The sequence below is a fragment of the Herbaspirillum sp. Her2 genome (genome assembly GCF_057961375.1).
The window spans coordinates 3461773-3488395 of record NZ_CM176331.1; the positions used below are offsets into that span (position 1 = coordinate 3461773).

A 26623-nucleotide genomic window follows, 5' to 3' on the forward strand; every position below is an offset into this window, starting at 1 on the left:
ATCCCCGGACGTCCATTGTGATTACAGATCTGTTGCCTGCTGCCTGAAAACTCGTCTTAGCCCTTGCGCATGATCAGCACCAGCGCCACGAAGCCCAGCGCCGCTGCATACCACTGTTCCATATCGGTCAGTCCGACCCAGGCCAGGTTGATGTAAGCGGCCGTGAGCAGCCCGATGAACAGGCGGTCGCCACGGGTGGTGCGCATGGGCAGGAAGCCCTTGCGCTCGATGGTCGGCGAGCGGATCTCCCACACCGTCATGCCGATCAGCATCAGCACCACGCAGACGAAAAAGATCGCAACCGGTGGCGTCCACGACATCCACGACAAAGCATTTCCCATGATCACACTCTCCCCATTGCGAAGCCCTTGGCGATGTGGTTGCGCACGAACCAGATCACCAGGGCTCCCGGAACAATCGTCAGCACGCCGGCCGCAGCCAGGATGCCCCAATCCATGCCTGCGGCCGACGCGGTACGCGTCATGATGGCGCTGATGGGCTTGGCGTTGACCGAGGTGAGCGTGCGGGCCAGCAGCAGTTCCACCCAGCTGAACATGAAGCAGAAGAAGGCCGTCACGCCCACGCCCGACTTGATCAGCGGCAGGAAAATGCGCAGGAAGAAACGCGGGAAGGAGAAGCCATCGATATAGGCCGTCTCATCGATCTCGCGCGGCACGCCCGACATGAAGCCCTCCAGGATCCACACCGCCAGCGGCACGTTGAAGAGCATGTGCGCCAGCGCCACCGCGATGTGCGTGTCCGACAGCCCGATGGTCGAATAGAGCTGGAAGAACGGCAGCAGAAACACCGCAGGCGGCGTCATGCGATTGGTCAGCAGCCAGAAGAACATGTGCTTGTCGCCCAGGAAGCGATAGCGCGAGAAGGCATACGCGGCCGGCAAGGCCACCAGCAGCGACATGACCGTGTTCATGGCCACGTAGATGATGGAGTTGATGTAGCCCGAATACCAGGACGGATCGGTGAAGATCGTCTTGTAGTTGTTCAGCGTCGGCGCATTGGGCCAGAGCGTGAAGACCGACAGCGTCTCCTCGTTGGTCTTCAACGACGTGTTCAGCAGCCAGTACAGCGGTACCAGCGTGAAGGCGATGTAGACCAGCATCACCAGAGTGCGGGTGAGGGTCTTGTCCTGGGTCTTATTCATGTTGGCCACCCGAAGCATTGGCGTTGTTGCCGGCGCTCTGCATCCAGTTGTAGAGCACGAAGGACAACAGCAGGATGATGAGGAAGTAGATCAGCGAGAAGGCGGCGGCCGGACCAAGGTCGAACTGGCCCACGGCTTTCTGCGTGAGGTACTGGCTCAGGAAAGTGGTCGAGTTGCCGGGGCCGCCACCGGTGAGCACGAAGGGCTCGGTGTAGATCATGAAGCTGTCCATGAAACGCAGCAGCACCGCGATCACCAGCACGCCGCGCATCTTGGGCAGCTGGATGAAACGGAACACCGCCCAGCGGCTGGCACCGTCGATCTGCGCCGCCTGGTAATACGCGTCCGGAATCGAACGCAGACCGGCGAAGGCCAGCAGCGCCACCAGCGGCGTCCAGTGCCACACGTCCATGAGCAGCACGGTCAGCCAGGCGTCCAGCGGATTGGAGGCGTAGTTGTAGTCGATGCCAAGCAGATTGAGCAGATAGCCGCCCAAGCCGATGTCGGCACGCCCGAAAATCTGCCAGATGGTGCCGACCACGTTCCATGGAATGAGCAGCGGCATGGCCAGGATCACCAGCGTGGCCGAGGATTTCCAGCCCTTGTGCGGCATGGCCAGCGCCAGGCCGATGCCCAGCGGCAGCTGCACCAGCAGCACGCAGAAGGAGAAGATCAGCTGGCGCAGCAGGGCCGCATGCAGCTCGCTGTCGCGCATGACGTCGCGGAACCAGTCCAGGCCCACGAAGACTTTCTGTTCGGGGCTGATGATGTCCTGCACCGAATAGTTGACCACCGTCATCAGCGGAATGATGGCCGAGAAGGCCACCGTCAGGAAGACCGGGAGGATGAAGAACCAGGCCTTGTTGTTGTAGGGCTTGTTCATGGCTTAGCGTCCAATTCTCTCGTCGTTGCTGAAGTAGATCGTCTCCGGCTTGGCCAGTCGCAGCCACTGTGGGCCGGTGGCGATCTTCAGTTCGGGCGCCACGCGCGCCTTCACGCTCATGCCCTCGAACTGCGCGGTCACCAGCTGGCTGGTGCCCAGATGCTGGACCTGAGTGACCTCGGCACTGACCGCACCGGCCGTACCGGGTGCGGCCAGCTCGACGAATTCGGGACGGATACCCAGCTTCAGCTCACCGCTGCTGTTCTTCAGGGCCTGCAACTGCGCGGCCTCGACCTGCAGGCGCTGTTGGCCCAGAAGGACCGCATCGCCCTCCACGCGCACCGGGCAGAAGTTCATGCCGGGGCTGCCGATGAAGTAACCGACGAAGGTGTGATCGGGGCGCAGGAACAGCGCCTCCGGCTTGCCCTGCTGCACCACCTTGCCCTCGGTCATGACCACCACTTCATCGGCGAAGGTCAGCGCCTCGACCTGGTCGTGGGTGACGTAGATGAGGGTCAGCTTCAACTGGTGATGAATTTCCTTGAGTTTCTGGCGCAGCTCCCACTTCATGTGCGGATCGATCACCGTCAGCGGTTCATCGAAGAGGATGGCCGCCACGTCCTTGCGTACCAGGCCACGGCCCAGCGAAATCTTTTGCTTGGCATCGGCCGAGAGACCGGCGGCGCGCTGCTTGAGGTCGCGGGTCAGGTCGAGCATCTCGGCGATCTCGCGCACGCGCGCCTGCACTTCGCGCTCGGCGATCTTGCGGTTGCGCAGCGGGAAGGCCAGGTTGTCGAACACGCTCATGGTGTCGTACAGGACCGGGAACTGGAACACCTGCGCGATGTTGCGATCGCGGGTAGCCATGCGGGTCATGTCGCGGCCATCGAAGAGCACCTGCCCTTCGGAAGGCTGCAGCAGGCCGGAAATGATGTTCAACAGCGTGGACTTGCCGCAGCCCGAGGGGCCCAGCAGCGCGTAGGCGCCGCCGTCTTCCCACACCATGTTCATGGGTTGCAGGGCATAGTCCTTGAGGCTGGCCGGGTTGCCACTGTAGGCGTGGCCCAGGTTCTTGAATTCGATGCGGGCCATGTCAGCGGGTCTCCAGCGGGGCGCTCAGCAGGCGTCCCTGTGTATCGAACAGGAAGGCCTTGGCGGCGGCGATGCTCACTTGCACCGTGCTGCCGATGGCCACTTCATGCACGCCCGACAGCTGTGCCACCAGGGGCACATCGCCATGGCGCAGGTGCAGGTAGGTTTCGGAACCGGAGAGTTCGGCCAGGGTCACGCTGCAGCCCAGGCTCACGCCCGGTGCAGTCAGCGCCTCCAGGCGCACGTCATTGCAGCGGATGCCCAGCTTGCAGGGCTGGCCTTCCGACAGGGACAAGCTGCGTCCGGCGATCTCCAGCACGCTGCCATCGTTCATGCGGATGGCAGCCACCCCCTGGCCGGTGGAGATGGCCGTGGCGTCCAGCAGGTTCATCGGCGGATCATTGAAGATCGCTGCCACGCGGGTGGAGGCCGGGCTGTTGAACAGCTCCAGGGTCGGCGCGAATTGCAGCAGGCGGCCCTCGTGCATCACGGCGGTGTGGCCGCCCAGCAGCAGCGCTTCCTGCGGCTCGGTGGTGGCGTAGACCACGGTGGTGTCGCCGGTGGCGAAGAGCGAAATCAGTTCGCTGCGCAATTCCTCCCGCAGCTTGTAGTCGAGGTTGACCAGCGGTTCATCGAGCAGCACCAGCGGGGCGCGCTTGATGAGCGCACGCGCCAGCGCGCAACGCTGCTGCTGGCCACCGGAGAGTTCCAGCGGCAGGCGTTGCAGCAAATGCGTGATGTGCAGCTTGTCGGCGATTTCCTTGACGCGCTTGCTGATCTCCTGCTCGGGCTGCTTCTGCAGGCGCAGCGGCGCGGCGATGTTCTCGAACACCGTCAGGCCGGGATAGTTGATGAATTGCTGGTACACCATCGCCAGGTTGCGCTCGCGCACCCCCACGCCGGTGACGTCCTGGCCATCGACCAGCACGCGCCCTGCGGTGGGCTTGTCGAGCCCGGCGATGATGCGCATCAGGGACGTCTTGCCGGCCTGGGTCGGGCCCAGCAGGACGTTGATGCCGCCTTTGGCGAGATGGAGGTCAAGCGGGTACAGGTGCGTTTCGGCACCGACCGTCTTGGCCACTTGTTTCAGTTCCAGGGTCACGCTGTCTCCTCGCTACATTTTTGATTGATCTGGTATGCGGTGACCTGGCTCAGTGGGGCGTGGCGTCCGGCAAATTCGCCAGCCACGCCTCCAGCCGTCCTCTGTGCTGCGGCCCGCAGTGCAGGCCCAGCTTGCTTCGCCGCCACAGGATGTCATCCGCACCGCGCGCCCACTCGTGTTGCACCAGGTAGCGCGCCTCGGCCTCGTAGAGGCCCGGTGTCAGTTCTTCGCCCAGCGCTGCCAGGCTGTCGGCCTGGCCGATGATCTGGTCCACGCGTGAACCATAGCTGCGCGCATAGCGATGGGCAAGCCCGGCCGGCAGCCACGGAGTCCGCGCCTGCAGCTTGCGCAGGTAAGCATCGAAGTCGTAGCGCGCCACCATCTTGCCGGGCTGTTCCAGGTCGCCGCCGGGCAGCGGCGCACCGGCCGTCCACGGCTGGCTCGACGCACCCAGGTGCGGGGCCAGCATGGACAGCGCTTCTTCGGCCAGCTTGCGATAGGTGGTGATCTTGCCGCCCCAGACGTTCAACATGGGCGCGCCGGCATCGTCGCATTCGAGCAGGTAGTCGCGCGTGATGGCCGAGGCATTCTCGGCGCTGTCGTCCAGCAGGGGACGCACGCCGGAGTAGGTCCAGACCACGTCTTCCTTGCCGATCTGGCGCTTGAAGTAGCGATTGGCCATCTCGCAGAGATAATCGATTTCTTCCGCATCGATCTCGACCTTGCCGGCATCGCCGTGGTATTCGAGGTCGGTGGTGCCGATGAGGGTGAACTCTTCCTGATAGGGAATGGCGAAGATGATGCGCTTGTCCGGGTTCTGGAAGATGTAGGCGTAGGGGTGGTCGAACAGGCGCTTGACCACGATGTGGCTGCCCTTGATCAGGCGCAGGCTGCGCCCGGTCTTGGCCTGCGGCACCGACTGCGCAAAGCGCGCGGCCCAGGGACCGGCGGCGTTGACGATGGCGCGGGCGCGCACTTCTTCCTGCTGCACGCCGCTGGCGTGCTGGTGTTCCAGCACCGCATGCCAGGTATCGCCTTCGCGGCGGGCGCTGATGCACTTGGTGCGGGTGAGGATGCGGGCACCGCGTTCCTGGGCATCCATGGCGTTCAAGACCACCAGGCGCGCATCGTCGACCCAGCCATCGGAATAGACGAAGCCCTTGCGATAGTCGCCCTTCAACGGCTGCCCGCCCGGATGGCGGGCGAGGTTCGCGCCTTCGGAGGCGGGCAGGATCTCGCGCTTGGCGAGGTAGTCGTACATGAACAGGCCGGCGCGGATCATCCAGGCCGGACGCTGGTTGGCGTCGTGCGGCATGACAAAGCGCAGCGGCCAGATGATGTGCGGTGCCGAACGCAGCAGGACTTCGCGTTCCTGCAGGGCCTTGCGCACCAGCTTGAATTCGTAATATTCGAGGTAGCGCAAGCCGCCGTGGATGAGCTTGGTGCTGGCCGAGGAGGTATGCTGGGCCAGGTCATGCTGCTCGCACAGCAGCACGCGCAGGCCCCGTCCGGCCGCATCGCGCGCAATGCCTGCGCCGTTGATGCCGCCGCCTACCACCAAGAGATCATATTCGAGCGTCATTCGCCGCTTCTCCGTATTGGATCCGTATGGGTTCCGGGTTGTAACTGTATTGGTGCCGTAGCAAAACTGTACTGGCCGCGCCAATGACACCGTACTGCTGTCGGGGCTGCCACTGTATTGCTGTCGTGTTTCCGCTGTATTACTGCCGTATTGGTGCCGTATTGGTGCCGTATTGGCGCCGTGTTGCTTGTGTGCGGTAACCGTATTGCCGTCTCAGCGGTTCCGCTGTGTTTGCGTGCAACAGCTGCCGGGGCAACCCCGCACTTTCCCGGGAGTTGCCAATGCACCGTAAGATAAGCGACATCCCGAAAGTAAATCAACAATTATTTGTTGTTTTATGTTCGTTTATGTTTTTTAATGTTCATATCCAATCTAAATTGTTTCCAAAAAATCAACGGATTTCGATCACCTCCATGCTCAATCCCAGGCAACAGACGCTGCTGGAATGCGTTCGCAAGCACGGCACCATTTCGGTGGAAGAGCTGGCCCAGCAGCTGAACGTGACCACCCAGACCGTGCGCCGCGACGTCAAGGCGATGGTCGATGCCAGTTTGCTGGCGCGTTATCACGGCGGGGTCGGACTGCTGTCCTCGACCGAGAACATTGCCTATCCCGAGCGCCAGGTCATGCATGCCGACGCCAAGCGCCGCATCGGCCGCACGGTGGCGGCGCGGGTGCCGGATGGCTGTTCGCTGATCCTGAACCTGGGCACGACTACGGAAGAGGTGGCGCGCGCCCTGCAGCAGCACAAGAACCTGCACGTGGTGACCAACAACCTGAACGTGGCCAATTCGCTGGCCAGCAATCCGGCGCTGGAGGTCATCATTGCCGGCGGCGTGGTGCGCGCGCGCGATCGCGGCATCGTGGGCGAGGCCACCATCGATTTCATCCGGCAGTTCAAGGTGGACATCGGCATCATCGGCATTTCCAGCATCGAGATGGATGGCGTCTTGCGTGACTTCGATGCCCGTGAAGTCAAGGTCGCCCAGACCATCATCGAACAGTCGCGCCAGGTCTGGCTGGTGGCCGATGCCAGCAAGTTCGGACGGCAGGCGCTGGTGAAGATGGCGCACCTGTCGCAGATCGACGTGCTCTTCACCGATGCCCCGCCCCCGCCGGAACTGGCCACCCTGCTGGCGGAAACCGATGTGGAAGTGGTGATCGCAAAGTAAGCGCGTCAGGCACGCATGCGGCAAAGGCATGCGCAACTGCCCTCACCTTGTTTTTCAACGATGGGCGACATGGATCAATCCATGCGCAATCATCGATTGTCGTCGTGCGGCACGCGGAGGATATTGACGCTTGCAGGCAGGAACAACAGTTGGCCATTGCAGCACAAGGCCGCGTCCTGCCCTGGCATCCCGTTGATCCCCCCGAGGAGTGCATATGACGCAAATGATGAAAGCGGCCGTCGTCCGCGAATTCGGCGAGCCCCTGTCGATTGAACAAGTGCCCGTCCCCACGCCTGGTCCGGGCCAGATCCTGGTCAAGTTCGAAGCCAGCGGCGTCTGCCATACCGACCTGCACGCCGCCCATGGCGACTGGCCCGTCAAACCCACACCCCCGTTCATTCCCGGCCACGAAGGCACGGGCTACGTCGCTGCGCTGGGCGCGGGCGTGAAGCACGTCAAGGAAGGCGACCGCGTCGGCGTGCCCTGGCTGCATACGGCCTGTGGCTGCTGCTCGCCCTGCCGCACCGGCTGGGAAACCCTGTGCGCCGAACAACAGAACACCGGCTATTCCGTCAACGGCAGCTTTGCCGAATATGGCCTGGCCGATCCCAACTTCGTCGGCCACCTGCCTGCTGGCCTGGACTTCGGCCCGGCAGCCCCCGTGCTGTGCGCAGGCGTGACCGTCTACAAGGGCTTGAAGGAAACCGAGGTGCGCCCCGGTGAATGGGTGGTGATCTCCGGCATCGGCGGCCTGGGCCACATGGCCGTGCAATATGCCAAGGCCATGGGCATGCACGTAGTCGCTGCCGACATCCACGAAGACAAACTGGCGCTGGCCAAAAAACTGGGCGCCGACCTGACCGTCGATGGCCGCGACCACAATGCGGTGGCCGAAGTCCAGCGCATCATCGGTGGCGCGCATGGTGCGCTGGTGACGGCGGTGTCGCCCAAGGCGATGGAACAGGCGTTCGGTTTCCTGCGTGCACGCGGCACCATGGCGCTGGTGGGCCTGCCACCGGGCGACATCAGCCTGCCGGTGTTCAATACGGTGTTGAAGCGCATCACCGTGCGCGGCTCCATCGTCGGTACGCGCCAGGATCTGGAAGAGTCGCTGGTCTTCGCGGCCGAAGGCAAGGTGGCGGCGCACTTTACCTGGGACAAGCTGGACAACATCAATGCCATCTTTGCGCGCATGGAAGAGGGCAAGATTGATGGGCGGATTGTGCTGGACTTGACCTGAGTACCCGAAGCCAGTGCAGAGCAGCACCATGAAAAATGGCAGCTCTTGGCGGAAGCTGCCATCTTCAGTGCACCTGCTGCTCCGTCATCGCTGAGACGACGAAATCTGCCGTCACATCGGGATGCCGACCTCCCAAAGCCGATGCCGCCTGCGCGGGTGACTCCAGTATTACTTGAGGAGGGCAGCCACTGCTCTGGCGGCGACGGCCACATCGGCGGCCACGCTGTTGGAGAGTTTCTGGAATGCGATGACCTGGCCTTCGGCCCCCTCCACAATATCCAGATTCAGACTGGTTCGTCCCACGATGCTCTCATCCGCCGGAATCGCTTTTACCTCCCATTCGACGATGCCGGAAAAACGACGGCCCCCGTTGAAATCGGACCTGGTCAGCGTGGCGGAAATCTGCAGCCGTCGCGCTTTTCCCTTATCGCTCTGGTGATACAGATCCACTGCATCCAGTCGCTGCTGCAGCGCCAGGGAGATCGCCGTCCGCAGTTCGTCCGGGAGCGGTGCCGTCCACTGGTCAGCAGATGCCGGGGTCATGCTTCCATCGCCGTGTCCGATCATGATGCGTGAGCTATTGAGCGCTTCCGCTGTCCTGACCGGCAGCACCTCGATGAGCAGCGCATCGCTGTCGCGACTGGTGATGTGACCCGAATTCTTCATGTCGACATTCACATGGTTGCTCAGCGTGTGATACCGCATGCCGGTGCTGCTGCATGCCACCAGTCCAATGCACACTGGCAGCGCAATCAACAGGCAAATCAGTTTGCTCATCCGGCGGGCAGCCGGCGCATGGTGCTGATGCCGATCTGGCCCGTACTCCATCTCACCTCCACAAGTCACTTGAGTCGCTGACCAGCAGTGCAGCGAAAAGAACGATCAACATGCTCAGCGATGCCAGGGCGATGCCCGGCACCAGGGATGCAATGAGGCTGACCTGGCAGATGGTCACCAGCATTCCCATGATGTACATCTGGATCATCGTGCAGGGCCGCATCCTGTTGAAGACGCGGACAATCCGGTAGCGGGAGATCGCTTTGGGCGGCGTACCGCGCAGCAATCTGAACGCCATCGACAGCATCTCCAGCAGTGGATAAACGATGGTGGTGATCAGCATGATGAGGTACACCGTTCCGGATCCGGAAGAGTTGCTCAGCATCAGACATTCGATCATGGTGACGCTGACCACTGCGCGCCCGACCATCATGTCGGCAATCGGGAAGATGTTGCCGACGACGAGCAGGAACAGCGCAGAAAACACCAAGGGCAATCGCAGGTCTGCCTTCATGCCAATGCTCTCGACGAACTCGCCTGCTTCGCCCGCTTGCACATGGATAGTCAAGGGTCGGGGTGCTAACGCAGTTGGACAAGCAGTGCTTTCGCACCTTTATCAATCCCGGCCTTGGAGGCACTGAGAGCGCCCATGCTTGCGCCGATATCCCACGGCTTCGGATACTGCTTGGTGATGTAGGCCTTGAGCAGTCGCTTGACAGAGGCGTCGTACACCTCGACCGAATAGATGATGGAACCACCGACGAGGGCCTCCCGGTCACGCGCATTCTGGACTGCGTTGTAGAGGCCGCCGCCAATGTCGAAACGGGTAAAGGTCGATATCACGGCGGTGTTGGTCTGCGCGCCGGTCAGGGTGAGCTTGATCAACAATGCCTTGCGCGTGCCTGCATTGCTCAGGCTGAAGCGGCTGCGCAACTCCTCCGCAAATTTCTGTTGCATGTAGTTGGCCAGCGTCGCCTTGTCCTCCTCGCTCATGCTACCGAACTGATTGTCAGCGCCCCGATAGATGGCCACCGGCGGCAAGACCACGGCCTCATAACTCGTCCAGTCGACCGGTTGCGAATAGGAAAAGGGGACACGACCGGTACTGTCGCCTTCATTGGCGGTCAATACCTTGGACGAGTCGATCCCGGTGTATTTCACGGGATCCGAGCTCGCGCACGCGGTCAATATGGCGCAGACAAGCGCAACGAAGCACAGTCGCTTCACCGTATGGGAAGAACGCATGATGTATTTCCTTTGTAATGTCAGGCCTGGCTTCAATCGCATGAGCGAAGTCCGCAGCGCGGCGTGAAGTCGCCAGGACAGCCAGAGGTTAACGACCCATCGCCCCCGATCAGGCTGGGGATGGGGCACGGCGGCTGCACTATGGCCATAGCGCGAGATCACTATAGCACCGAATTACCGGTTTACATACCGTCCAGACGGTTTTTATTTTAAATGAGACGGATATGCCACGGAGTTGCCAGCGACACCCGGCGACTCAGTGCTTGCGTGGCTTGGATTTTTGGGGAGAGTTCTTTGTCCAGCGCGACTCATCGAGCAGGAGATCGAAGCAGCGTTGCCGCTCCTGCTCGGAAAGTGGGCACATATTGAAGAGCGAGGTCCAGAGCAAGCCGCGCGCAGCGGTCCAGCGGAGAATCGCCAGGTCGGGGTCAGCGGCCTCATTGCGGATGGCCGCAACGTGATCGGCGTCGGTCCTCTTGACTCCCTCCACGAGCGAGGGTTGCTCGCTGATGGCACCAAGAATGGCCAAGGCCACCGAATGCGGCTGTTTGGAGGCTTCGCGCAGGACGGAAATCTGCATGGCCAGGGCAGGCTCGGAAGAGTACTTGCCCTCCCCTTCCAGGAACTCACGTGCGAAATGGCCGAAGTGCACACGCTGGTTGTCCAACAGCGCCACCAGCACAGCCTGCTTGGTGCGGAAATGATGCAGGACGCCGCCCTTGCTGATTCCGGCCTCTTTGGCAATGGCATCAATCGTCAGCTTGTTTGCCCCGTCGCGGGCGATCACGGAGAGTGCAGCTTGGATGATGAGCTGCCTCGATTTTTCCGAGCGTGTGGAGTTTTCCATTTCTTGAGCGTCAAAGCTGACTGGCGAAGCCCGACACAATAGCCGTTTCTGCCAAGGGGCGCAAATGCTCCGGCTTCGCCCCACGAGGTCAGATCAGGATCAATGTCGGTCGCCTACCAGTATCCCAACAGCTTCCACCACACCATCCCCACCGTCGCAAACACCAGCAATTCCACCGCGGCCATCACGAAACCTACACCCCACCACTTGCCCATGGAGACGTAGCCGCTGCCGAAGATGATGGGCGAAGTACCGGTTGCGTAATGGGTCAGCGTCATCATCACGCCCGAGCCCGCGGTCATCATCAGCATGAAGGGGACCACGTACTGCGGCGGCAGCAATTGCGCGCCCACCGTGAGGAAGGCCAGCATCATCGCGCTGATGTGTGCCGTGGTACTGGCGAAAAAGTAATGCGACAGGACGAAGACCAGCAGCAGCACTGCAGCCACCGCGATCCAGCCCATGCCGCTGGCCACGATGGCGGCCTTCATGCCTTCCGAGAACCAGGCCACCACGCCGGTCTTGTTCAACTGCTCGGCAAGCATCACCAGGGCGCCGAACCACACCAGCGTATCCCACGCGCTCTTTTCCGATAGCACATCATCCCAGTCAATCGTGCCGGTGATGATGAGCACGAACAATCCAACGAACGCCACCACCGTGGGATCGAGCGTGAAGGCCGCCCCCAGCAGCATGGCCGGGACATTGGCCCACAGCAGCAGCAACAGCGCAAAGGTCCCCAGCATCACCTTTTCGCTGGCCCCGAGTTTGCCCATCTTGTCGAGTTCGCTGCGGGCGTAGTCCACCGCATTGGGCGTGGACTTCAGCTCCGGCGGCGAGAGCAGGTAGATCACCATCGGCATGATCAGCAGACACACCAGGCCCGGCAGCAGCATGCACAGCGCCCAGGTGGTCCATGAGAGTTGCAGCGCATGGCCGGTGGCCTTGGCCACATAGTTGACCACCAGCGGATTGGGCGCGGTGGCGGTGAGGAACATGGCCGAGGTGATCGGATTGGCGTGATAGTTGACCAGCGCCAGATAGGTGCCGACCTTGTTCTCCGTGCCCTTGGCCGGATCGGAATCGAAGGCGTTGGCAATCGACTTCATGATGGGATGCACGATGCCGCCGCCACGCGCCGTATTGCTGGGCGTGAACGGGGCCAGCACCAGTTCGCAGATGGCCAGCCCGTAGCCGATGCCCACCGTGCGCTTGCCCAGCAGCGCAATGAACATCAGCCCGACGCGGCGGCCGAGCCCGGTCTTTTTCAAGCCACGCGAGATCAGGATGGCTACCACGATGAGCCAGATCAGCGGATTGGAAAAACTGGCCAGCGCATCGGCAATCGCACCCTTGGAGGAAGTCGAGGTGACCTGCGACAGCGAGACGATGACGATGGCCATCATCGCCATCACGCCGATGGGCATGACCTTCAGGATGATGGCCACGATGGTGGTGAGGAAGATCGCCACCAGTGCCCAGGCCTTGGGCTCCAGCCCCGCCGGGCAGGGCGTGAGCAGCAGCAGGATCAGGACCGCCGTGGCGATCAGGGCCGGACCCAGCTTGAACGGGACGGCATCATTGAAATACTTGAAGGTGGCTTTGAGTTGATTGAACATCACATCATCCTGGGACGGAAACTGGAAGCATGAAAGCAAGATGGCCGCACAGCCTGTTGCCGTGCGGCCATCCTGGTGCCAAGTATAGTCAGCCGGGTGAGTGCGCTGTTGCGCTCATTGGCGATGTTTTGATCTGGGCCAGCCAAGCCTCAGTTTTATGGACCCTCAGTGGAAGATCTCGGCCACCAGTGTGGCACCGATGAAGGTACCAGCGTTGGCGGCGAAGGACACCAGCACGATGCGCCAGCCCAGGCGGCGGAACGCCGGGATATCCTTGGCCAGCGACAGACCGGCGAAGGTCAGCATCACCGGTGTCACCGACAGGAAATTGATCTTGCCGGTCAGCGCCACCAGTTGTGCGGCCCACGGACAGAGCGGCGAAGTCAGCGCCATGGCCACGATGGAGACCCAGCACACCGCCGGCACCTTGCGGCCGGTCAGGCGGCACAGCATGTCGCCCACGGCCACTGCGGCCACGATCACCAGCATGCCCGGCAAGGTCTCGACGGGCTTGCTGCCATACAGGATCCAGTCGCTCACCAGCGTCAGTACTGCGGCCACGCCCCAGGCTCCCCACTTCTGCAGTTCGCTCAGTTCCGGAACTTCGGCATGATCGCTGGCCGTGACCTGGCTCTGCTCGGTCGAGGCACGCGTGGTGCGGCCCAGGATGGGCTCCAGAATCCGATAGCCATACACCGCCAGCGGCAGCGAGATGAACAGCGTGAAGTAAGTCCCCAGCGTGGTGGTGATCAGGTTGCTGGCGGCGGCGAAGGTCATGACATCCTTGGCCACTTCCGCGGTCTGCTGGGCAGCCACGGCACCGGCGGCGGCGGCCATCATGCTGCCCGATCCGACACCTGCGCCCATGGCCAGCGCGTAGGGATGGAAGATGTTGAGGCTGGCCAGGAAACCGGCCAGGATGGCGATGAACACGGCACCGAACAGGGTGCCGGTCAGATACTCGGCCAGCACGCCGCGTCCCTCGGGAGAATCCATGCCATAGCGCTCGCCGATGATGGCCAGGCTGGGTTCGCGCCCCACCGAGAAGGTCGCACCGATGGCTTCGCGCTTGATGCCCAGCAGCAGTGCCAGGGGCAGGCCGATCAGGATGGTGCCGACGAAGTGGCCCAGCTCCTGGAAGGCCAGCGCCCAGCCGGCGGCGGCCAGCTTGGGCAGCGAACTGCCGACCATCAGACCGAGTTTGGCGATGAACAGCAGCAGCGCCGGCTGCAGCACCGACGCCGCACGAAACTGCAGGGACGTATCCAGGCGCAAGGGCGCGGGCATGGACTTGTGCAGCAAGCCCAGCAACCCGCCCATGATGATGGCCCACACCATCGGCAGCAACACCACCTTGCCCGGACCGACATTGAGCGTGACCGAACCGATCCAGTCCGCCAGCAACATCACGATGGCCGTGAAGAAGTACAGCTTCAGGAAGGGAAAGCGGGTCCGCTCTCCCTGTGGTTGCGCGACATGGCTTGCGTAGCTTGCTTGCATCTTGCTTCTCCCTCGTGACGTTGGCCGCCCGGCATCGGCCGGGCAGCCCTCTGTGATGGTGGATCGGTCGGTGTGGTGCTGCCTGGAACGGAATCGTCAGCCGGCGTAGCCGAAGGGCGTGGCCGGATTGGCTGCGGTCTCGACCCACACGCTCTTGGTCTGCGTGTAGTCGTAGAGCGCTTCCATGCCGCTGGAGCGCCCGTAGCCGCTGCGATTGAAACCGCCGAAGGGCGAGGCCACGTTGATGGTCTTGTAGCTGTTGACCCAGAAGGTACCGGCGTTCACGCCCGCAGCCACCCGATGCGCACGTGCCACGTCGCGCGTCCACACCGCACCGGCCAGACCGAATTCGCTGTCGTTGGCAATGGCGATGGCCTCGGCTTCATCCTCGAAAGGAATGGCCACGGCCACCGGACCGAAGATCTCCGCGCGCGCCACCTCCATCGCATTGTTGGCCTGCGCCAGCAGGGTCGGCCGCACGAAATAGCCCTCATCGCCATAACGCGTATGACCGGCGGCCAGGGTCGCGCCCGCTTCCAGTCCGCTGGCCACCATGCGCTGGATGTGTTCGTACTGGCGGCGGTTGTTGATGGGCCCGACTTCGGTGCTGTCCTCCAGCGGTGCGCCGAGCCGGATCTTTTCCGCGCCGGCCGCAACCGTCTCGACGAACTGCTCATACACCTTGCGCTGGACCAGCAGGCGCGAACCCGCCACGCAACTCTGTCCGGCCCCCGAGAAGATGGCCGCCTGCGCACCGAAGGCGGCCAGGCGCAGGTCGGCATCATCGAAGATGATGTTGGCCGACTTGCCGCCCAATTCCAGCACGCAGGGCATCACGCGTTCGGCGGCGGCCTTGGCGATGAGCGCACCAGTGGCGGGCGAGCCGACGAAGATCACCTTCTTCACCGACCAGGTCGCCATGGCCTGCGGCACCATGCTCTGGCCGAGGCCGGCCAGCACGTTGACCAGCCCGACCGGCAGACCGGCCTGCTCACCGAGGCGCGCGATGGCCAGCGACGAGAACGGCGTCAGCTCCGAGGGCTTGAGCAGCACCGCATTGCCGGTGGCCAGCGCCGGACCTAGCTGCCAGCCACAGGTAAAGGCCGGGGCATTCCACGGCGTCATCTGCAGCACCGTGCCATAAGGTTCGCGGCGGGTGTAGTTCAGGTGCGAACTGGGGACCGGAATGACTTCGCCATAGAACTTGTCGGCCCATCCGGCGTAATACTCGAACATCTCAGCAACCTTCTGCATCTCGGCACGGCAGTCGCGAATCGGCTTGCCGGAGGAGATCGCTTCCAGCCGCGCCAGGGCTTCGGCCTCGGCTCGGATGACTGCGCCCACCGCATACAGCGCGCGGCCACGGGCCGCATGGCTCAGTACCCACCACTGGCGTTGCGCACGCTGGGCGGCCGCGGCAGCGGCCTCCACGGCGGCGCCACCGCCATCACGGTAGCTCAGCGAAGGGCGGCCGGTGGCCGGGTTGTAGAGCTGGATGCTCTCGCCCTGCCCGGCCACGAGCTCGCCGTTGATCCAGGAGCCGATTTCCTTGGCTGCGGGGAAGAAATGGCCGAAGGCCAGCATCAGTTGGTCTGTGTCATGGGGCTGCATGCGTGCTCCGGCAATCAATGTTGGGAAGGTTCGATGTAAGTCACGATGCGGTTGAAATCTTCCGCATCGGCCAGGCGCTCCACGCTCCCGGCCCACAGCCGCCCGGCTTCCTGCGCCAGCGGCGTGGCACTCCCGGTCTGTTCGATCAGGCTCATGGCCAGGCGCAGGTCCTTGCGCATCAGTTTCATGGTGAAGCCGGAATCGAAGGCTTCATTGAAGATCCAGGTCGGATAGAAATGCTCGATCACCTTGCTGTTGGCCGAGCCGGCGGCCAGCCCCTGGAAGATCTGGCGCGCATCCAGTCCGGCAGCCGCAGCGATGCGCGCGGCCTCGCCGGCGATGAGCAGATGGGTGCCGGTGACCAGATTGTTGAGCAGCTTGGCCACATGCCCGGCACCCACCGGACCGACGTGCACGCGCTTGGCGCTCATCACGGCCAGCACCGGTTCGATGCGCGCCACGATCTCGGCGCTGCCGCCGATGACCATGCCCATGGTGGCCGTGGCCGCGCCCTTGGGGCCGCCGCTGACCGGCGCATCGACCAGTTCCATCCCCGCTGCCTGCAACTCGGCCGCCAGGCGGCGCGTGCTGTTGGGGTCGGCGGTGGTGGTATCGACGATCACCAGTCCGGCCTTGCCACTGTGCAACAGCCCGCCCTCACCCAGCACGACCTGCTCCACGATGTCCGAGGTCGGCAGCGACAGCACCACCAGTTCCACCGCCGCAGCCAAAGCCGCAATCGTCTCCACGCAATGCAATCCCCGCTGCGCCAGCTCCGTGCGGGTCGCTGCGAGGGCGTCATAGCCGGTCACCTCATAGCCCCCGCGCTGCAGGGAAAATGCCATCCCACGGCCCATGTTGCCCAGGCCAATCACTCCGATTTTCTTCATCCTTGTCCTCTGCGTTCTCTTGCGATCAACTCATCTTCACCAAATCGAGGCAGGCTTGCGCCAGCGTGATGCGCGGCTCGCACCGATTTTGCGCATCGCAGCAAAATCACCGAAATACACCACAAGATGCACGGCGTTCACCGTGTTTTGCGCGAACTTGCCTTTGATGGACGTTGAGTTTGGCGGCTTTGATCACTACAATCAATCCGCACAGATCATGTTTATTGTTCTAATTTCGAGAACACGGAGAATCCGATGGGCGAGACCCTCAACGACCACCGCATCGCCTATCTGCACGAGGCAGTACGCAGCGGCAGCGTGCGCGCTGCAGCGGATGCGCTCGACATCGCGCCTTCGGCGGTGAGCCGCCAGATCAGCCTGCTGGAACAGGAGCTGGCGGTGCCGCTGATCGAACGCCACAAACGCGGCGTCAGTCCGACCGAGGCCGGGGCCCTGCTGCTGGAGTATTACCGCGAGCAGCGTTCGCACCAGTCCGACGTGCTGGCCAAGCTGCAGGAGATCCGCGGACTCAAGCGCGGATCGATCAACATCATCATGGGGGAAGGATTCATCTCGGACATGGTGAGCGGACCCATCAAGCAGTTCTGCAAGAAGTATCCGGAGATCTCACTGGTGCTGGATCTGGCCGGCACCAACGAGGTCGTCAGTGCGGTCGCGGCCGATGAGGCGGAAATCGGGTTGGTCTTCAATCCGCCGGTGGAAGCCAAGATCGTCAGCCGCGCGGTGGCGCGCCAGCCCATGTATGCCATCGTGGGACGGCAGTTTCCCTTGCTGGGCAAGGTGGAATCGGTGACGCTGCGCGAGCTGGCGGCCTATCCGATGGCGCTCACGCATCTGGCCTATGGCACGCGGCAACTGGTGGAAGCCGCCACGCTGATCGAGAAGACCCGTCTGACGCCGACCATCACCACCAACTCGATTGCCATCCTCAAGCATTTCGTGAAGTCCGAGCTGGGCTTCACGCTCTTGCCCCTCTTCGCGGTCACTACCGAACTGGCGGCGCGTGAACTGTACGCGATCCCGGTGCGCAATACGCTGCTGACACGCTCGGAGGCGCATCTCATCACGCGCACCGGACGGCAATTGTCGACGGCGGCCAACCGGCTGCTGCAGCACCTGAGTACGCGCATGAAGGCCTTTCAGGATTAGGGCCTGTTCACGCAGGTCAGGCGGCCTGCGCGACATTGCCCTCGCCGAAATAGAAGGCCTGGATATCGGCACGCTCCCGCAGCGCCCGGGCGTCGCCGCTCAACACGCTGTGCCCGTGCTCCAGCACCGTGGCGCGATGCGCGTACTGCAGCGCCACCGCCGAATTCTGTTCAGCCACCAGCAGGGCCACGCCCTCCTCGCGGTTGAGCCGGCTCAGTTGCGCAAAGATGTCCGCCACCACCTTCGGTGCCAGCCCCATCGAGGGCTCATCCAGCACCAGCAGGCGCGGCCGCGAGATCAGCGCGCGGCCGATGGCCAGCATCTGCTGCTCGCCGCCCGAGCACAGCCCGGCCAGGCTGCGGCGACGCTGATGCAGCAGCGGAAAGAAGGCATAGATACGATCCAGCGCCTCCCGCAGCACGGCACGCCGCGTGAAGTGCGCGGGCCAGCCGGTGAGCAGATTCTCTTCCACGCTGAGGGACGAAAAACAATGCCGTCCTTCCAGCACCTGCGCCAGTCCCTGCCGCACCAAGTCGGCAGGACTGCTGCGCGCCACCTCCCGCCCCTCGAACAGGATGCGCCCGCCGCGCACCTGCCCGCGCTGCGCCGCCAGCAGATTGGAGACCGCCTTGAGCGTGGTCGACTTGCCCGCGCCATTGGCCCCCAGCAGGGCGTGGATCTCGCCCGCCTGTACGTCCAGGCTCACATCCTGCAAGGCCAGCAGCGCGCCCTGATAACGCACCTCGATGGACTCGATCTGCAACAGCGGCGCACTCATCTCAGCTCCATGCATGGAAAGGCGGCTTGACGCCATTGAGGTAGTAATTGCCGACGATGGCGTATTTCCAGCGCACCGGATCATGCAGCGTGTGCGTGCGCGCATTGCGCCAATGGCGGTCCAGGTTGTACTGGCCCAGCGTGGAACGCGTGCCCGCCAGCTCGAACAGCTTGTTGGTAGCGTGGATGGCGATCTCGGTGGAGAGCACCTTGGCTTCCGCCGTCAGGATCTGCGCTCGCGCCACGTTCTCGGCATCGGGGGCGGCGACGGCCGCATCGATGGCGCGGCCCGCGCGTTCCAGCAGCGCTTCGCTGGCATGCAGGCGGATCTGCAGGTCGCCCACGGCCTGGATGGAATACGGATCTTCCCAGGCGTGATCGCGCTGGCTGTCGATCCACGGGCGCGACTTGGTGCGCACGAAGTCCTGGGTATCGGCAATCGCGGCGCGGGCAATGCCCACGTCCACCGCAGCCTGGATGATCTGGAAGATGGCGCCGTCGGCGGAGGGTTCGAGGTAGCCCTTGTAGGCCGGGATCAGATGCGTCTTCGGCACTTTCACCTGATCGATGATGACGGTGCCGCTCAGGGTAGTGCGCTGGCCGAAGGCTGACCAGTCGTCGATGACGGTCAAGCCCCGTGCATTGCGCTCGGCCACCACGTACCAGGTGCGGTTCTCTTCATCATTGGCGACGATGGGCACGTAATGCGCCAGCAGCGCGCCGGTGGAGTAGAACTTCTTGCCGCTCACGATGACGTGGTCACCGGCATCGACGAAGCGCGTCTCGAAGTCCGCAGCCCGCTTGGATCCCGACTCGGAGAAGGCATTGCCCCAACGCACGCCGCGCAGGAAATCGGCGAAGAAACGCTGTTGCTGTTCCGGATCGGAAACGGTGCGCACCGCCGCCACGAAGCCCAGGTGATTCTGCGTGATCTGGCCCAGCGACGGGTCGGCCGCGGAAATGATGGCGATCACTTCGGCCAGCGTGGCATAAGAGACTTCGGCCCCGCCGAAGGCACGCGGCACGTTGATGGCCCACAGGCCGCTTTGCGAATAGGCCTCGATCTCTTCCACCGGCCAGCGGCGCAGCTGGTCGCGTTCGGAAGCGCCTTGCGCCAGGCGCTTGGCCAGCGTGTGGGCGACGGCGATGGCTTCGGCGTCATCACGGATCACGTGCGCCGGTTGTGCCGCGCGCGGCAAGCCGGGTACCGGGCCGCTGGCGGGAGAATAAGACTGTGTGGAGGGGGCGAGCACGGCAGACATGGTCGGACCTTTCAGAAAAAATGGAGAAGTGGAAGAAGACGGCAGGTGGTCCCGCAACAGCGCATCAGCGCATCAGTGCATCACTGCATCACCGCAGGACCGCCCTGCCCTCAGTCATCGATGCTCTTGCGCACCTTGATGTTCTTTTCCTTGGCATAGGCCAGGGCGGACTTTTCGATGATGGGACGCAGCAGTTTCCAGTCCGGGGCGATCCAGTCGGAGACCACGTTCCACTGCTTGCCATCCCATTGCTGGAAGGCCACCAGGCCATCGCCTTCGTGGTTGTCCCAGGTCACGTGGATGGAGTGGAACAGCCCCTTGGCACCGAGTGCAGCCGTGCGGGCCTGGTCGATATTGAGGTTCTCCAGACCCCAGCGGATTTCATCCCCGGTGAGCGTGCGCTTGCCGAATTTGGCCTGGGCGATGCGGATCGCTTCCACGTTGAGGATGCCGTTGAGGATGCCGTTGAGCACGCCGAGATTGTGATAGACGCTGCCGATGCGCTTGGGATCCTGCAGGTTGCCCTTGCCAGCGCCGTAGACGGTCTTCTGGATTTCCTGCAGCACCGGATACTGCGCGCCTGCGGCCACGGTGGTGATGGCCACATAGCCCTTGGCCGCGTCACCGGCCGGGATCACGTCTTCCTCCGAATTGGACCAGACGTTGCCGATGATGTGATCCGCCGGGAAGCCCGACTTCTGCGCCGTCTTCAGCGCCACCGGATTCATCACGCCCCAGCCGCGCAGCACCACATAGTCGGGCTTGGCGCGGCGGATCGCCAGCCATTGCGCCTGCTGGTCATTGCCGGGGTGCGGCACTTCGATCTGCTGCAGCGAGAAACCATATTTTTCCGACAGCAGCTTGTAGATCGGAATGGTCTCCTTGCCATAGGGCGAGCCGTGATACAGCACCACGATCTTCTTGCCCTTGAGCTTGTCGCTGCCGCCTTCCTTGCTGGCGATGTAGTTGACGATGCCCGAGGTCTCGCTGTAAGGGTTGAGCAGCAGCGGGAAGATGTACTTGAAGACGCGGCCATCGGTGGTATCGGTGCGGCCATGGTTGATGGTCAGCAGCGGCACCTTGTCGGCCGTGACGCGGTCCAGCAGCGCATAGGCGATGCCGACCGAGAGCGGATTCCAGGTGGCGATGTTGGGACGCTGCTTGAGGCGCTCGTAGACTTCCACGCCGCGCTCCACTTCGTACTGGGTCTCGCCTTCTTCCCAGGTCAGCTTGACGCCGCCCACGCCGCCGTCGCGCAGGTTGACCAGGTTCAGGTAATCGATGAAGCCGCCAAAGAAGCCGGTCCCGCCAGCCGCATACGGACCCACCCGGTAACTCTGCAGGGGGAAGAATTGTTCATCGGCATGGGCATGTTGCAGGCCTGCAGACAGTAGGGCTGCGGAGAGAATGAAGGTTTTTAATAATTTTGCGTGCAGCATGGTGAGAGAGCTTCTCCGTGGTGAGGGTGGATGTGAAGGTAAAAAGTTATGACGAGGACGGGCGCGCATGAAGGCGACGTCGCGCGCGTTCCCACAGGGCCGCCAGGCCCTGCGGCTCGACGATGAGGAAGAAGATGATCAGCGCCCCGAGCACGATGCGCTGGCTCATTTCCAGCGCGCCGGAGTCGAACCACTGCCCCAGCAGCAGGCTGCCCAGGCGCGACAGCAGCAGCGGAAACACCACGATCAGCGCCGCCCCCAGGAAGGCCCCGCGAATGGTCGCCAGCCCGCCGATGATGACGATGAAGAGAATCTGCAACGAACGATCCAGATTGAAGCCGGCCGGCTCCACCGTGCGCAGGTAGACGAAGCCCCACAGCACACCGGCCACGCCGATGACGAAGGACGACACGGCAAAGGCCAGCAGCTTGGTGCGCAGCACCGGCACGCCGATCACGCGGGCGGCCTGTTCGTTGTCGCGCACGGCGATGAAGTGATGGCCGGTCTGGCTCTGCACCAGCCGCCAGCACAGCAAGGTCAGCACCGTGACGATGGCCAGCGCGAACAGGTAGCGGCCCGCCGGCGTATCGAAGGCCAGCCCGCCCACCACCAGCGGCGGCGCATCGATCACGCCGGACGGATTGTCATTGCTGAACCAGCTGAACTTGACCAGCACCCACTGCACAAAGAACTGCGCTGCCAGCGTCGAGACGGCCAGATAGAAACCGCGCAGGCGCAGACTGGGCAAGCCGAACACCAGCCCGATGGCGGTCGCCGCCACGCCCGCCAGCGCGATGGAGAGCAGCAGCGGCAGGCCCTCCACGCGCAGGTTGAGGTTGTAGGCGGCGAAGGCGCCCACCGCCATGAAGGCCGAACTGCCCAGCGACAGCTGGCCCGCGTAACCAGTCAGCAGATTGAGTCCGACCGCCGCCAGCGAGAGTGCCAGGAAAGGAATCAGCAAGGCATCGATGACATAGGGCGAGGCGAACCAGGGAAGAATGACCCAGGCCACCAGCAGCAACAGCAGCCAGGGTGCGGCACGCCGCCACGAGAGGCCACGCAGGGGCAGCACGCGCGGCGAAGAAGCGAGAGAAGTCGTCATGTCAGGCCCTTTGCCATGCGCGCTGGCCGAACAGGCCACTGGGCCTGACCAGCAGGAAGGCCAAGGCGGCCACGTAAGCGAACCAGCCTTCGATGCCGCTGCCCACCAGCGGACCGAGATAGACCTCCGCCAGTTTTTCCAGCGCACCGATGAGCAGGCCGCCGACGATGGCCCCCAGCACCGAATCGAAACCGCCCAGCACCAGGACCGGCAAGGCCTTCAGCACCACCAGCGACAGCGAGAACTGCACGCCCAGGCGCGCGCCCCACAAGAGACCGGCGATCAGTGCGATCAATCCGGCCGTGGCCCACACCGCGGCAAGAATGCGCGGCAGGCGCAAACCCACTGCCAATGCGGCAAAGCCGTCATCGGCCAGCGCGCGGAATTCCAGTCCGAGGCGGGTGTAGCGGAAGAAGGCCGACAGCAGCGCCACCATCACGGCCGCCGTGGCAGCGGCAAAGAGATCGAAGGAAGAGATCATCATCCCGCCCAGTTGCAGGGGCGTATCGGCGATGCCCAGCTCCAGCGCATGCACCTGCGTGCCCCACAGCAATTGCGCCGCGCCCTCGATCACGTAGGACAGACCCAGCGTGGCCATGAACAGCGTCATCGGCGACTGGTTCTGCAAGGGACGCAATACCACCCGCTCAATCGAGAGGCCCAGCAGGATCATCGCCGCCAGCGTCAGCAGCAAGGCCAGCGCGAAAGGAACACCGCGCTCCACCAGACTCACGAAAGTCAGCGCGGCAAACAGCAGTTGCGCGCCCTGCGCAAAATTGAGCACGCCCGAGGTCTTGTAGATCAGCACGAAGCCGATCGCTACCAGCGAATACATCACCCCCGAGAGCAGGCCACCGGACAGCACTTCGGCGAAGAACACCCAATCGAAGTCAGCCATCACGCGGCCTCCTGCGTGGTGTGATGCTCAGGCTGGGCCACGCCCAGATAGGCCTCGATCACGGCGGCATCCTGGCGCACCTCGGCCGGTGCGCCATCGGCAATCTTGCTGCCATGCTGCAGCACCACCACGCGGTCGGAGAGTCCGAAGACCAGGCCGATGTCATGTTCGATCAGCAGAATGGCGGTCCCGAACTGATCGCGCGCGGCGCGCACGAAATGCGTCATCTCGCTTTTTTCGGTGACGGTCATGCCGGCCATCGGCTCATCCAGCAACAGCACCCGGGGTCGCGCCACCAGCGCGCGCGCCAGTTCCACGCGCTTCTGCAGGCCATAGGGCAAGCCACCCACCGGACGCTCCGCATGCGCGCGCAGGTCGAGGAAGTCCATCATCTGCGCGGCCAGTGCACGGGCCTCGTTGCGCTCGCGGCGGGCGCGGCCGAGACCGGCGATCTGTTCCACGAAACTGGACCGCATCGCATCGACGCGGCCCAGCACGATGTTGTCGCGCACGCTCAGGCCCTTGAACAGGGCCAGGTTCTGGAAGGTACGCGCCACGCCCAGCCGCGCCAGGCGTGCCGTGGGCACCTGCCGGAAACGCTTGCCGGCCAGGCTGACCGTGCCCTGCGTGGGGCGGTACAGTCCGCTCATGACGTTGACCAGCGAACTCTTGCCCGCGCCGTTGGGACCGATCACGGCCAGGATCTCGCGTTCATGCAGGGCCAGGTCGACATGGCGCAAGGCCTGCACGCCACCGAAGGACAGGCTGATGCCCTCCAGTTGCAGGACCGGCGCGACGCCGGCCTGCACCGAGCGCTGCGCCGATGTGCCGGCGTCTGCGTCCACATGGGCGGGCAGCGCGAGCTCAAGCGTGCCGCTCATGCTCATGCCACCGCTTCCAGTGTCTTCGCCTGCTGTGGTGCAGCCGCTGCCGTGGCCTGACGCGCTTCCAGTTCACGCACCAGCGGCAACACTTTCTGGCCGAAGTATTCGACTTCCTCGATGAAGTGCAGGAAGCCGGTCAACACCAGATCCACGCCGATGGCCTTGAGCGCGACGATGCGTTCGGCGATCTGTTGCGGTGTGCCGATCAGGTTGGTCTTGAAGCCGTCGTTGTATTGCACCAGGTCGTCGAAGGTGGACTTGGCCCAGTTGCCCTCGCCTTCGGGCGAAGCCTTGCCCGCCTGCTTGACCGCGTCGCCGAAGGCGTGCACCGCCTCCACGTGGGCGTGGTCGATGATGTCCTGCAGGACGGCTTGCGCTTCTTCTTCGGTATCGCGGGCGATCACGAAGGCGTTCACGCCGATGCGCACCTTGTGGCCGTTCTGCGCGGCCTTGGCCTGGATGTCATCGATCTGCGCCTTGAGCCCCTCGACCGTATTGCCGTTGGTGAAGTACCAGTCCGAGACGCTGGCCGCGTTGTCGCGCGCGGCACGGGAGCTGCCGCCCTGGAAGATTTCCGGGTGCGGCTTCTGCACCGGCTTGGGACTGAGGGTGTAATTGTTGAAGCGATAGAAATCGCCCTTGAAGGTGAAGTCATCCTGGGTCCAGATGCCCTTGAGTGCGCGGATGAATTCATTGGAACGGCGATAGCGTTCGTCATGTTCCAGCCAGGGTTCGCCGATGGCCTGGAACTCGCCCTTGAACCAGCCACTGACCACGTTGATGGCGATGCGGCCCTGCGAGATGTGGTCGATGGTGGCGATCTGCTTGGCCACCACGGCCGGATGCCACGGACCGGGCAGGATCGCGGCCAGCACCTTGAGCTTGGTGGTGGCGTGCAGCAGGGCCTGGCTGAAGGAGACCGACTCGTGCTGGTATTCGGCACCATAGCCGGCGGTGAAACGGATCTGGCTCAAGGCGTATTCGAAGCCGGCCTTTTCCGCGGCCACTGCCAGGCGCTGGTTGTACTCCAGGCTCCAGTCGGTGCGTTGCGGGATCGTGCTCACCACCAGGCCGCCGCTGACGTTGGGGACCCAATAGGCGAACTTGACGGCATCGTTGCGGGGGACGGTGATGGACTGTGCTTGGCTCATAAAAAATCTCCTGTGGACCTTGTGGTCATCAAAAAGAATGGATGTAAGGGCAATGCAATGGACAGAATCAATGGATGCAAATCAATCTGAAACCGTTCGGACTGAGTAGGCCCGCCAGGGCCGTATCGAAGACGCGCATCTGACGGAGCGTCCTTCGATACGCGGCAAAGCCGCTACTCAGGATGAACGGTGTCTGGCGGCACAACCGAATCAGCAAACCCACTAGCTCGGGACTGTGCTTGTTGCCAGCGCCTGCAACACCGGCAGCGCCCGCCGCACGGTCAGGGCAATGCGTTCCTGCAGGGCCGCACTGATGATGGTTTCGTTGTCGAACTCCTGGGCATTGGCATACACGCCCAGCGGCAGCGTGAGCGCCTGGAAGAAGGCGAACAGCGGACGCAACTGGTGATCGATGGCCAGCGCATGGCGATCGCTGCCGCCGGTGGCGGCCAGCAGCACGGGCTTGCCGAACAGCGACTCCTGCGGCACCAGGTCGAACAGATGCTTGAACAACCCCGAATAGGAGCCGCGATAGACGGGGCTGCCCGCCAGCAGCAGATCGGCGTTTTCAATGGCGGCGATCTTCTGGCGCACGGCGTCGGGCAACTGCGCCAGTTCAGTGGCACTGAGCAACTGGCCGCTCAGGTCGGAAAGCGCCACCACTTCCGTCTGGATGGCGATGTGCTGGCCCAGCTGCGCTGCAATGGCATTGAGCAGACCCAGCGTACGGGAGGGACGGCGGCCGCTTCCGGCGACGATGACGACTTGCAGGGGACGGCTCATGAAGAAGGCTCTCCTTGGATGACTGAAGGAAGGACGCAATCGCATCCGCCCTCCTCATTCAGCGAAGAACGTGCCACCCTGCGAAGCCTTTAAAATCAAGGACTTGCAAAAATGCGGGCTACTGCTGCAGCAGCAATCTGCTCCCGCGCTGCTGCTGGAGCAGCAAGAATGCTGCGCCAGGCTTGCTCCGATGTGCCTCCTTATTTACTAAGTTTTCGAAGCTGTATGACAGCTTTGCATTTTCCTGCCGAAGCTGTCGCCAGACGGCGACGGATGATCGTCAGTTCCTTGTCAGACAAGCTTTTGCGGGCGATGACCCAACGTATACCGAGCATGCTTATGCTGAATTGGTCGTTAATTCGCTCTTTGCATATTGTTAGAATCAATTCACCTTCCCTTCCTGTCTCTCCCCCCGGAGCAGGAGATTCCACAAGC

24 protein-coding genes and 1 pseudogene are annotated in these 26623 nt (G+C 63.2%); 3 read left to right on the top strand and 22 right to left on the bottom strand.

The window, feature by feature from the left end:
• Positions 1-56: 56 nt before the first annotated feature.
• The 6 genes from ACWHXP_RS15660 to glpD are packed head-to-tail and all read right to left on the bottom strand — an operon-like array spanning position 57 to position 5821.
• Positions 57-341 (bottom strand): DUF2160 domain-containing protein, encoded by a 285-nt coding sequence (locus ACWHXP_RS15660; RefSeq protein WP_039790026.1) that lies wholly within the window; start codon positions 339-341, stop codon positions 57-59.
• A gap of 2 nt (positions 342-343) precedes the next feature.
• Positions 344-1162: a carbohydrate ABC transporter permease gene (locus ACWHXP_RS15665; protein WP_039790027.1), complete on the bottom strand. Its 819-nt coding sequence runs from the start codon at positions 1160-1162 to the stop codon at positions 344-346.
• Entirely contained in the window at positions 1155-2045 is an 891-nt protein-coding gene (locus ACWHXP_RS15670; protein ID WP_310840341.1) for a carbohydrate ABC transporter permease, read from the bottom strand. Before ACWHXP_RS15670 ends, ACWHXP_RS15665 begins: the two co-directional genes overlap by 8 nt.
• 3 nt (positions 2046-2048) lie before the next feature.
• Positions 2049-3137 (bottom strand): ABC transporter ATP-binding protein, encoded by a 1089-nt coding sequence (locus ACWHXP_RS15675; protein WP_489635606.1) that lies wholly within the window; start codon positions 3135-3137, stop codon positions 2049-2051.
• Between the two features lies 1 nt (position 3138).
• Entirely contained in the window at positions 3139-4239 is a 1101-nt protein-coding gene (locus tag ACWHXP_RS15680; protein WP_134137281.1) for an ABC transporter ATP-binding protein, read from the bottom strand.
• A 49-nt stretch (positions 4240-4288) separates the two neighbouring features.
• Positions 4289-5821 (bottom strand): glycerol-3-phosphate dehydrogenase, encoded by a 1533-nt coding sequence (gene glpD / locus ACWHXP_RS15685; RefSeq protein ID WP_252697421.1) that lies wholly within the window; start codon positions 5819-5821, stop codon positions 4289-4291.
• A gap of 413 nt (positions 5822-6234) precedes the next feature.
• On the opposite strand from glpD, the gene ACWHXP_RS15690 reads away from it, so the two are divergent.
• Positions 6235-6993, top strand: a complete 759-nt coding sequence (locus ACWHXP_RS15690) for a DeoR/GlpR family DNA-binding transcription regulator (RefSeq protein ID WP_034331224.1) — start codon at positions 6235-6237, stop codon at positions 6991-6993.
• Positions 6994-7207: 214 nt separating this feature from the next.
• Complete coding sequence (adhP, locus tag ACWHXP_RS15695) at positions 7208-8233, top strand: alcohol dehydrogenase AdhP (protein WP_489635605.1); 1026 nt, start codon at positions 7208-7210, stop codon at positions 8231-8233.
• A 168-nt stretch (positions 8234-8401) separates the two neighbouring features.
• Here the strand turns inward: adhP and ACWHXP_RS15700 are convergent, their stop codons facing one another.
• The 8 genes and pseudogenes from ACWHXP_RS15700 to ACWHXP_RS15735 all read right to left on the bottom strand — a co-directional run.
• Positions 8402-9010, bottom strand: a complete 609-nt coding sequence (locus tag ACWHXP_RS15700; RefSeq protein WP_489635604.1) for a PqiC family protein — start codon at positions 9008-9010, stop codon at positions 8402-8404.
• Between the two features lie 52 nt (positions 9011-9062).
• Positions 9063-9578, bottom strand: a complete 516-nt coding sequence (locus ACWHXP_RS15705) for a paraquat-inducible protein A (RefSeq protein WP_034331222.1) — start codon at positions 9576-9578, stop codon at positions 9063-9065.
• Between the two features lie 11 nt (positions 9579-9589).
• Positions 9590-10255 (bottom strand): DUF3313 domain-containing protein, encoded by a 666-nt coding sequence (locus tag ACWHXP_RS15710; protein WP_489635603.1) that lies wholly within the window; start codon positions 10253-10255, stop codon positions 9590-9592.
• Positions 10256-10511: 256 nt separating this feature from the next.
• Entirely contained in the window at positions 10512-11102 is a 591-nt protein-coding gene (locus ACWHXP_RS15715; protein ID WP_259434204.1) for a TetR/AcrR family transcriptional regulator, read from the bottom strand.
• Positions 11103-11215: 113 nt separating this feature from the next.
• Positions 11216-12721: a DASS family sodium-coupled anion symporter gene (locus tag ACWHXP_RS15720; RefSeq protein ID WP_489635602.1), complete on the bottom strand. Its 1506-nt coding sequence runs from the start codon at positions 12719-12721 to the stop codon at positions 11216-11218.
• Positions 12722-12886: 165 nt separating this feature from the next.
• Positions 12887-14221: a DUF3100 domain-containing protein gene (locus ACWHXP_RS15725; protein ID WP_121044595.1), complete on the bottom strand. Its 1335-nt coding sequence runs from the start codon at positions 14219-14221 to the stop codon at positions 12887-12889.
• 96 nt (positions 14222-14317) lie between these two features.
• Entirely contained in the window at positions 14318-15832 is a 1515-nt protein-coding gene (locus tag ACWHXP_RS15730; protein WP_489624764.1) for an aldehyde dehydrogenase family protein, read from the bottom strand.
• Between the two features lie 14 nt (positions 15833-15846).
• Positions 15847-16728 (bottom strand): annotated as a pseudogene (locus tag ACWHXP_RS15735) (NAD(P)-dependent oxidoreductase); the annotation flags it as partial.
• A 249-nt stretch (positions 16729-16977) separates the two neighbouring features.
• Between ACWHXP_RS15735 and ACWHXP_RS15740 the strand changes: the two are divergent.
• Positions 16978-17892 carry a LysR family transcriptional regulator gene (locus tag ACWHXP_RS15740; protein ID WP_034341250.1) on the top strand — a complete coding sequence of 305 codons (915 nt, stop codon included), beginning with the start codon at positions 16978-16980 and terminating at the stop codon, positions 17890-17892.
• Between the two features lie 16 nt (positions 17893-17908).
• Here the strand turns inward: ACWHXP_RS15740 and ACWHXP_RS15745 are convergent, their stop codons facing one another.
• The 8 genes from ACWHXP_RS15745 to msuE all read right to left on the bottom strand — a co-directional run bounded on the left by ACWHXP_RS15745 (position 17909) and on the right by msuE (position 26188).
• A complete protein-coding gene (locus tag ACWHXP_RS15745; RefSeq protein ID WP_204724912.1) occupies positions 17909-18670 on the bottom strand; it encodes an ABC transporter ATP-binding protein in 762 nt (253 codons plus the stop codon).
• 1 nt (position 18671) lies between these two features.
• Positions 18672-19931: an SfnB family sulfur acquisition oxidoreductase gene (locus ACWHXP_RS15750; RefSeq protein WP_489635601.1), complete on the bottom strand. Its 1260-nt coding sequence runs from the start codon at positions 19929-19931 to the stop codon at positions 18672-18674.
• 110 nt (positions 19932-20041) lie between these two features.
• Entirely contained in the window at positions 20042-21370 is a 1329-nt protein-coding gene (locus tag ACWHXP_RS15755; protein ID WP_489635600.1) for an ABC transporter substrate-binding protein, read from the bottom strand.
• A 46-nt stretch (positions 21371-21416) separates the two neighbouring features.
• Entirely contained in the window at positions 21417-22472 is a 1056-nt protein-coding gene (locus ACWHXP_RS15760) for a branched-chain amino acid ABC transporter permease (protein ID WP_489635599.1), read from the bottom strand.
• A gap of 1 nt (position 22473) precedes the next feature.
• Positions 22474-23370, bottom strand: coding sequence for a branched-chain amino acid ABC transporter permease (locus ACWHXP_RS15765; RefSeq protein ID WP_204724910.1), 897 nt, complete (start codon positions 23368-23370; stop codon positions 22474-22476).
• Positions 23370-24257 carry an ABC transporter ATP-binding protein gene (locus ACWHXP_RS15770; protein WP_489635598.1) on the bottom strand — a complete coding sequence of 296 codons (888 nt, stop codon included), beginning with the start codon at positions 24255-24257 and terminating at the stop codon, positions 23370-23372. Before ACWHXP_RS15770 ends, ACWHXP_RS15765 begins: the two co-directional genes overlap by 1 nt.
• The gene (gene sfnG / locus ACWHXP_RS15775) at positions 24254-25405 is read right to left on the bottom strand and encodes a dimethylsulfone monooxygenase SfnG (RefSeq protein WP_489635597.1); all 1152 of its coding nucleotides are present in this window, start codon (positions 25403-25405) and stop codon (positions 24254-24256) included. Before sfnG ends, ACWHXP_RS15770 begins: the two co-directional genes overlap by 4 nt.
• A gap of 222 nt (positions 25406-25627) precedes the next feature.
• Complete coding sequence (msuE, locus tag ACWHXP_RS15780) at positions 25628-26188, bottom strand: FMN reductase (RefSeq protein WP_489635596.1); 561 nt, start codon at positions 26186-26188, stop codon at positions 25628-25630.
• Positions 26189-26623: the final 435 nt, after the last annotated feature.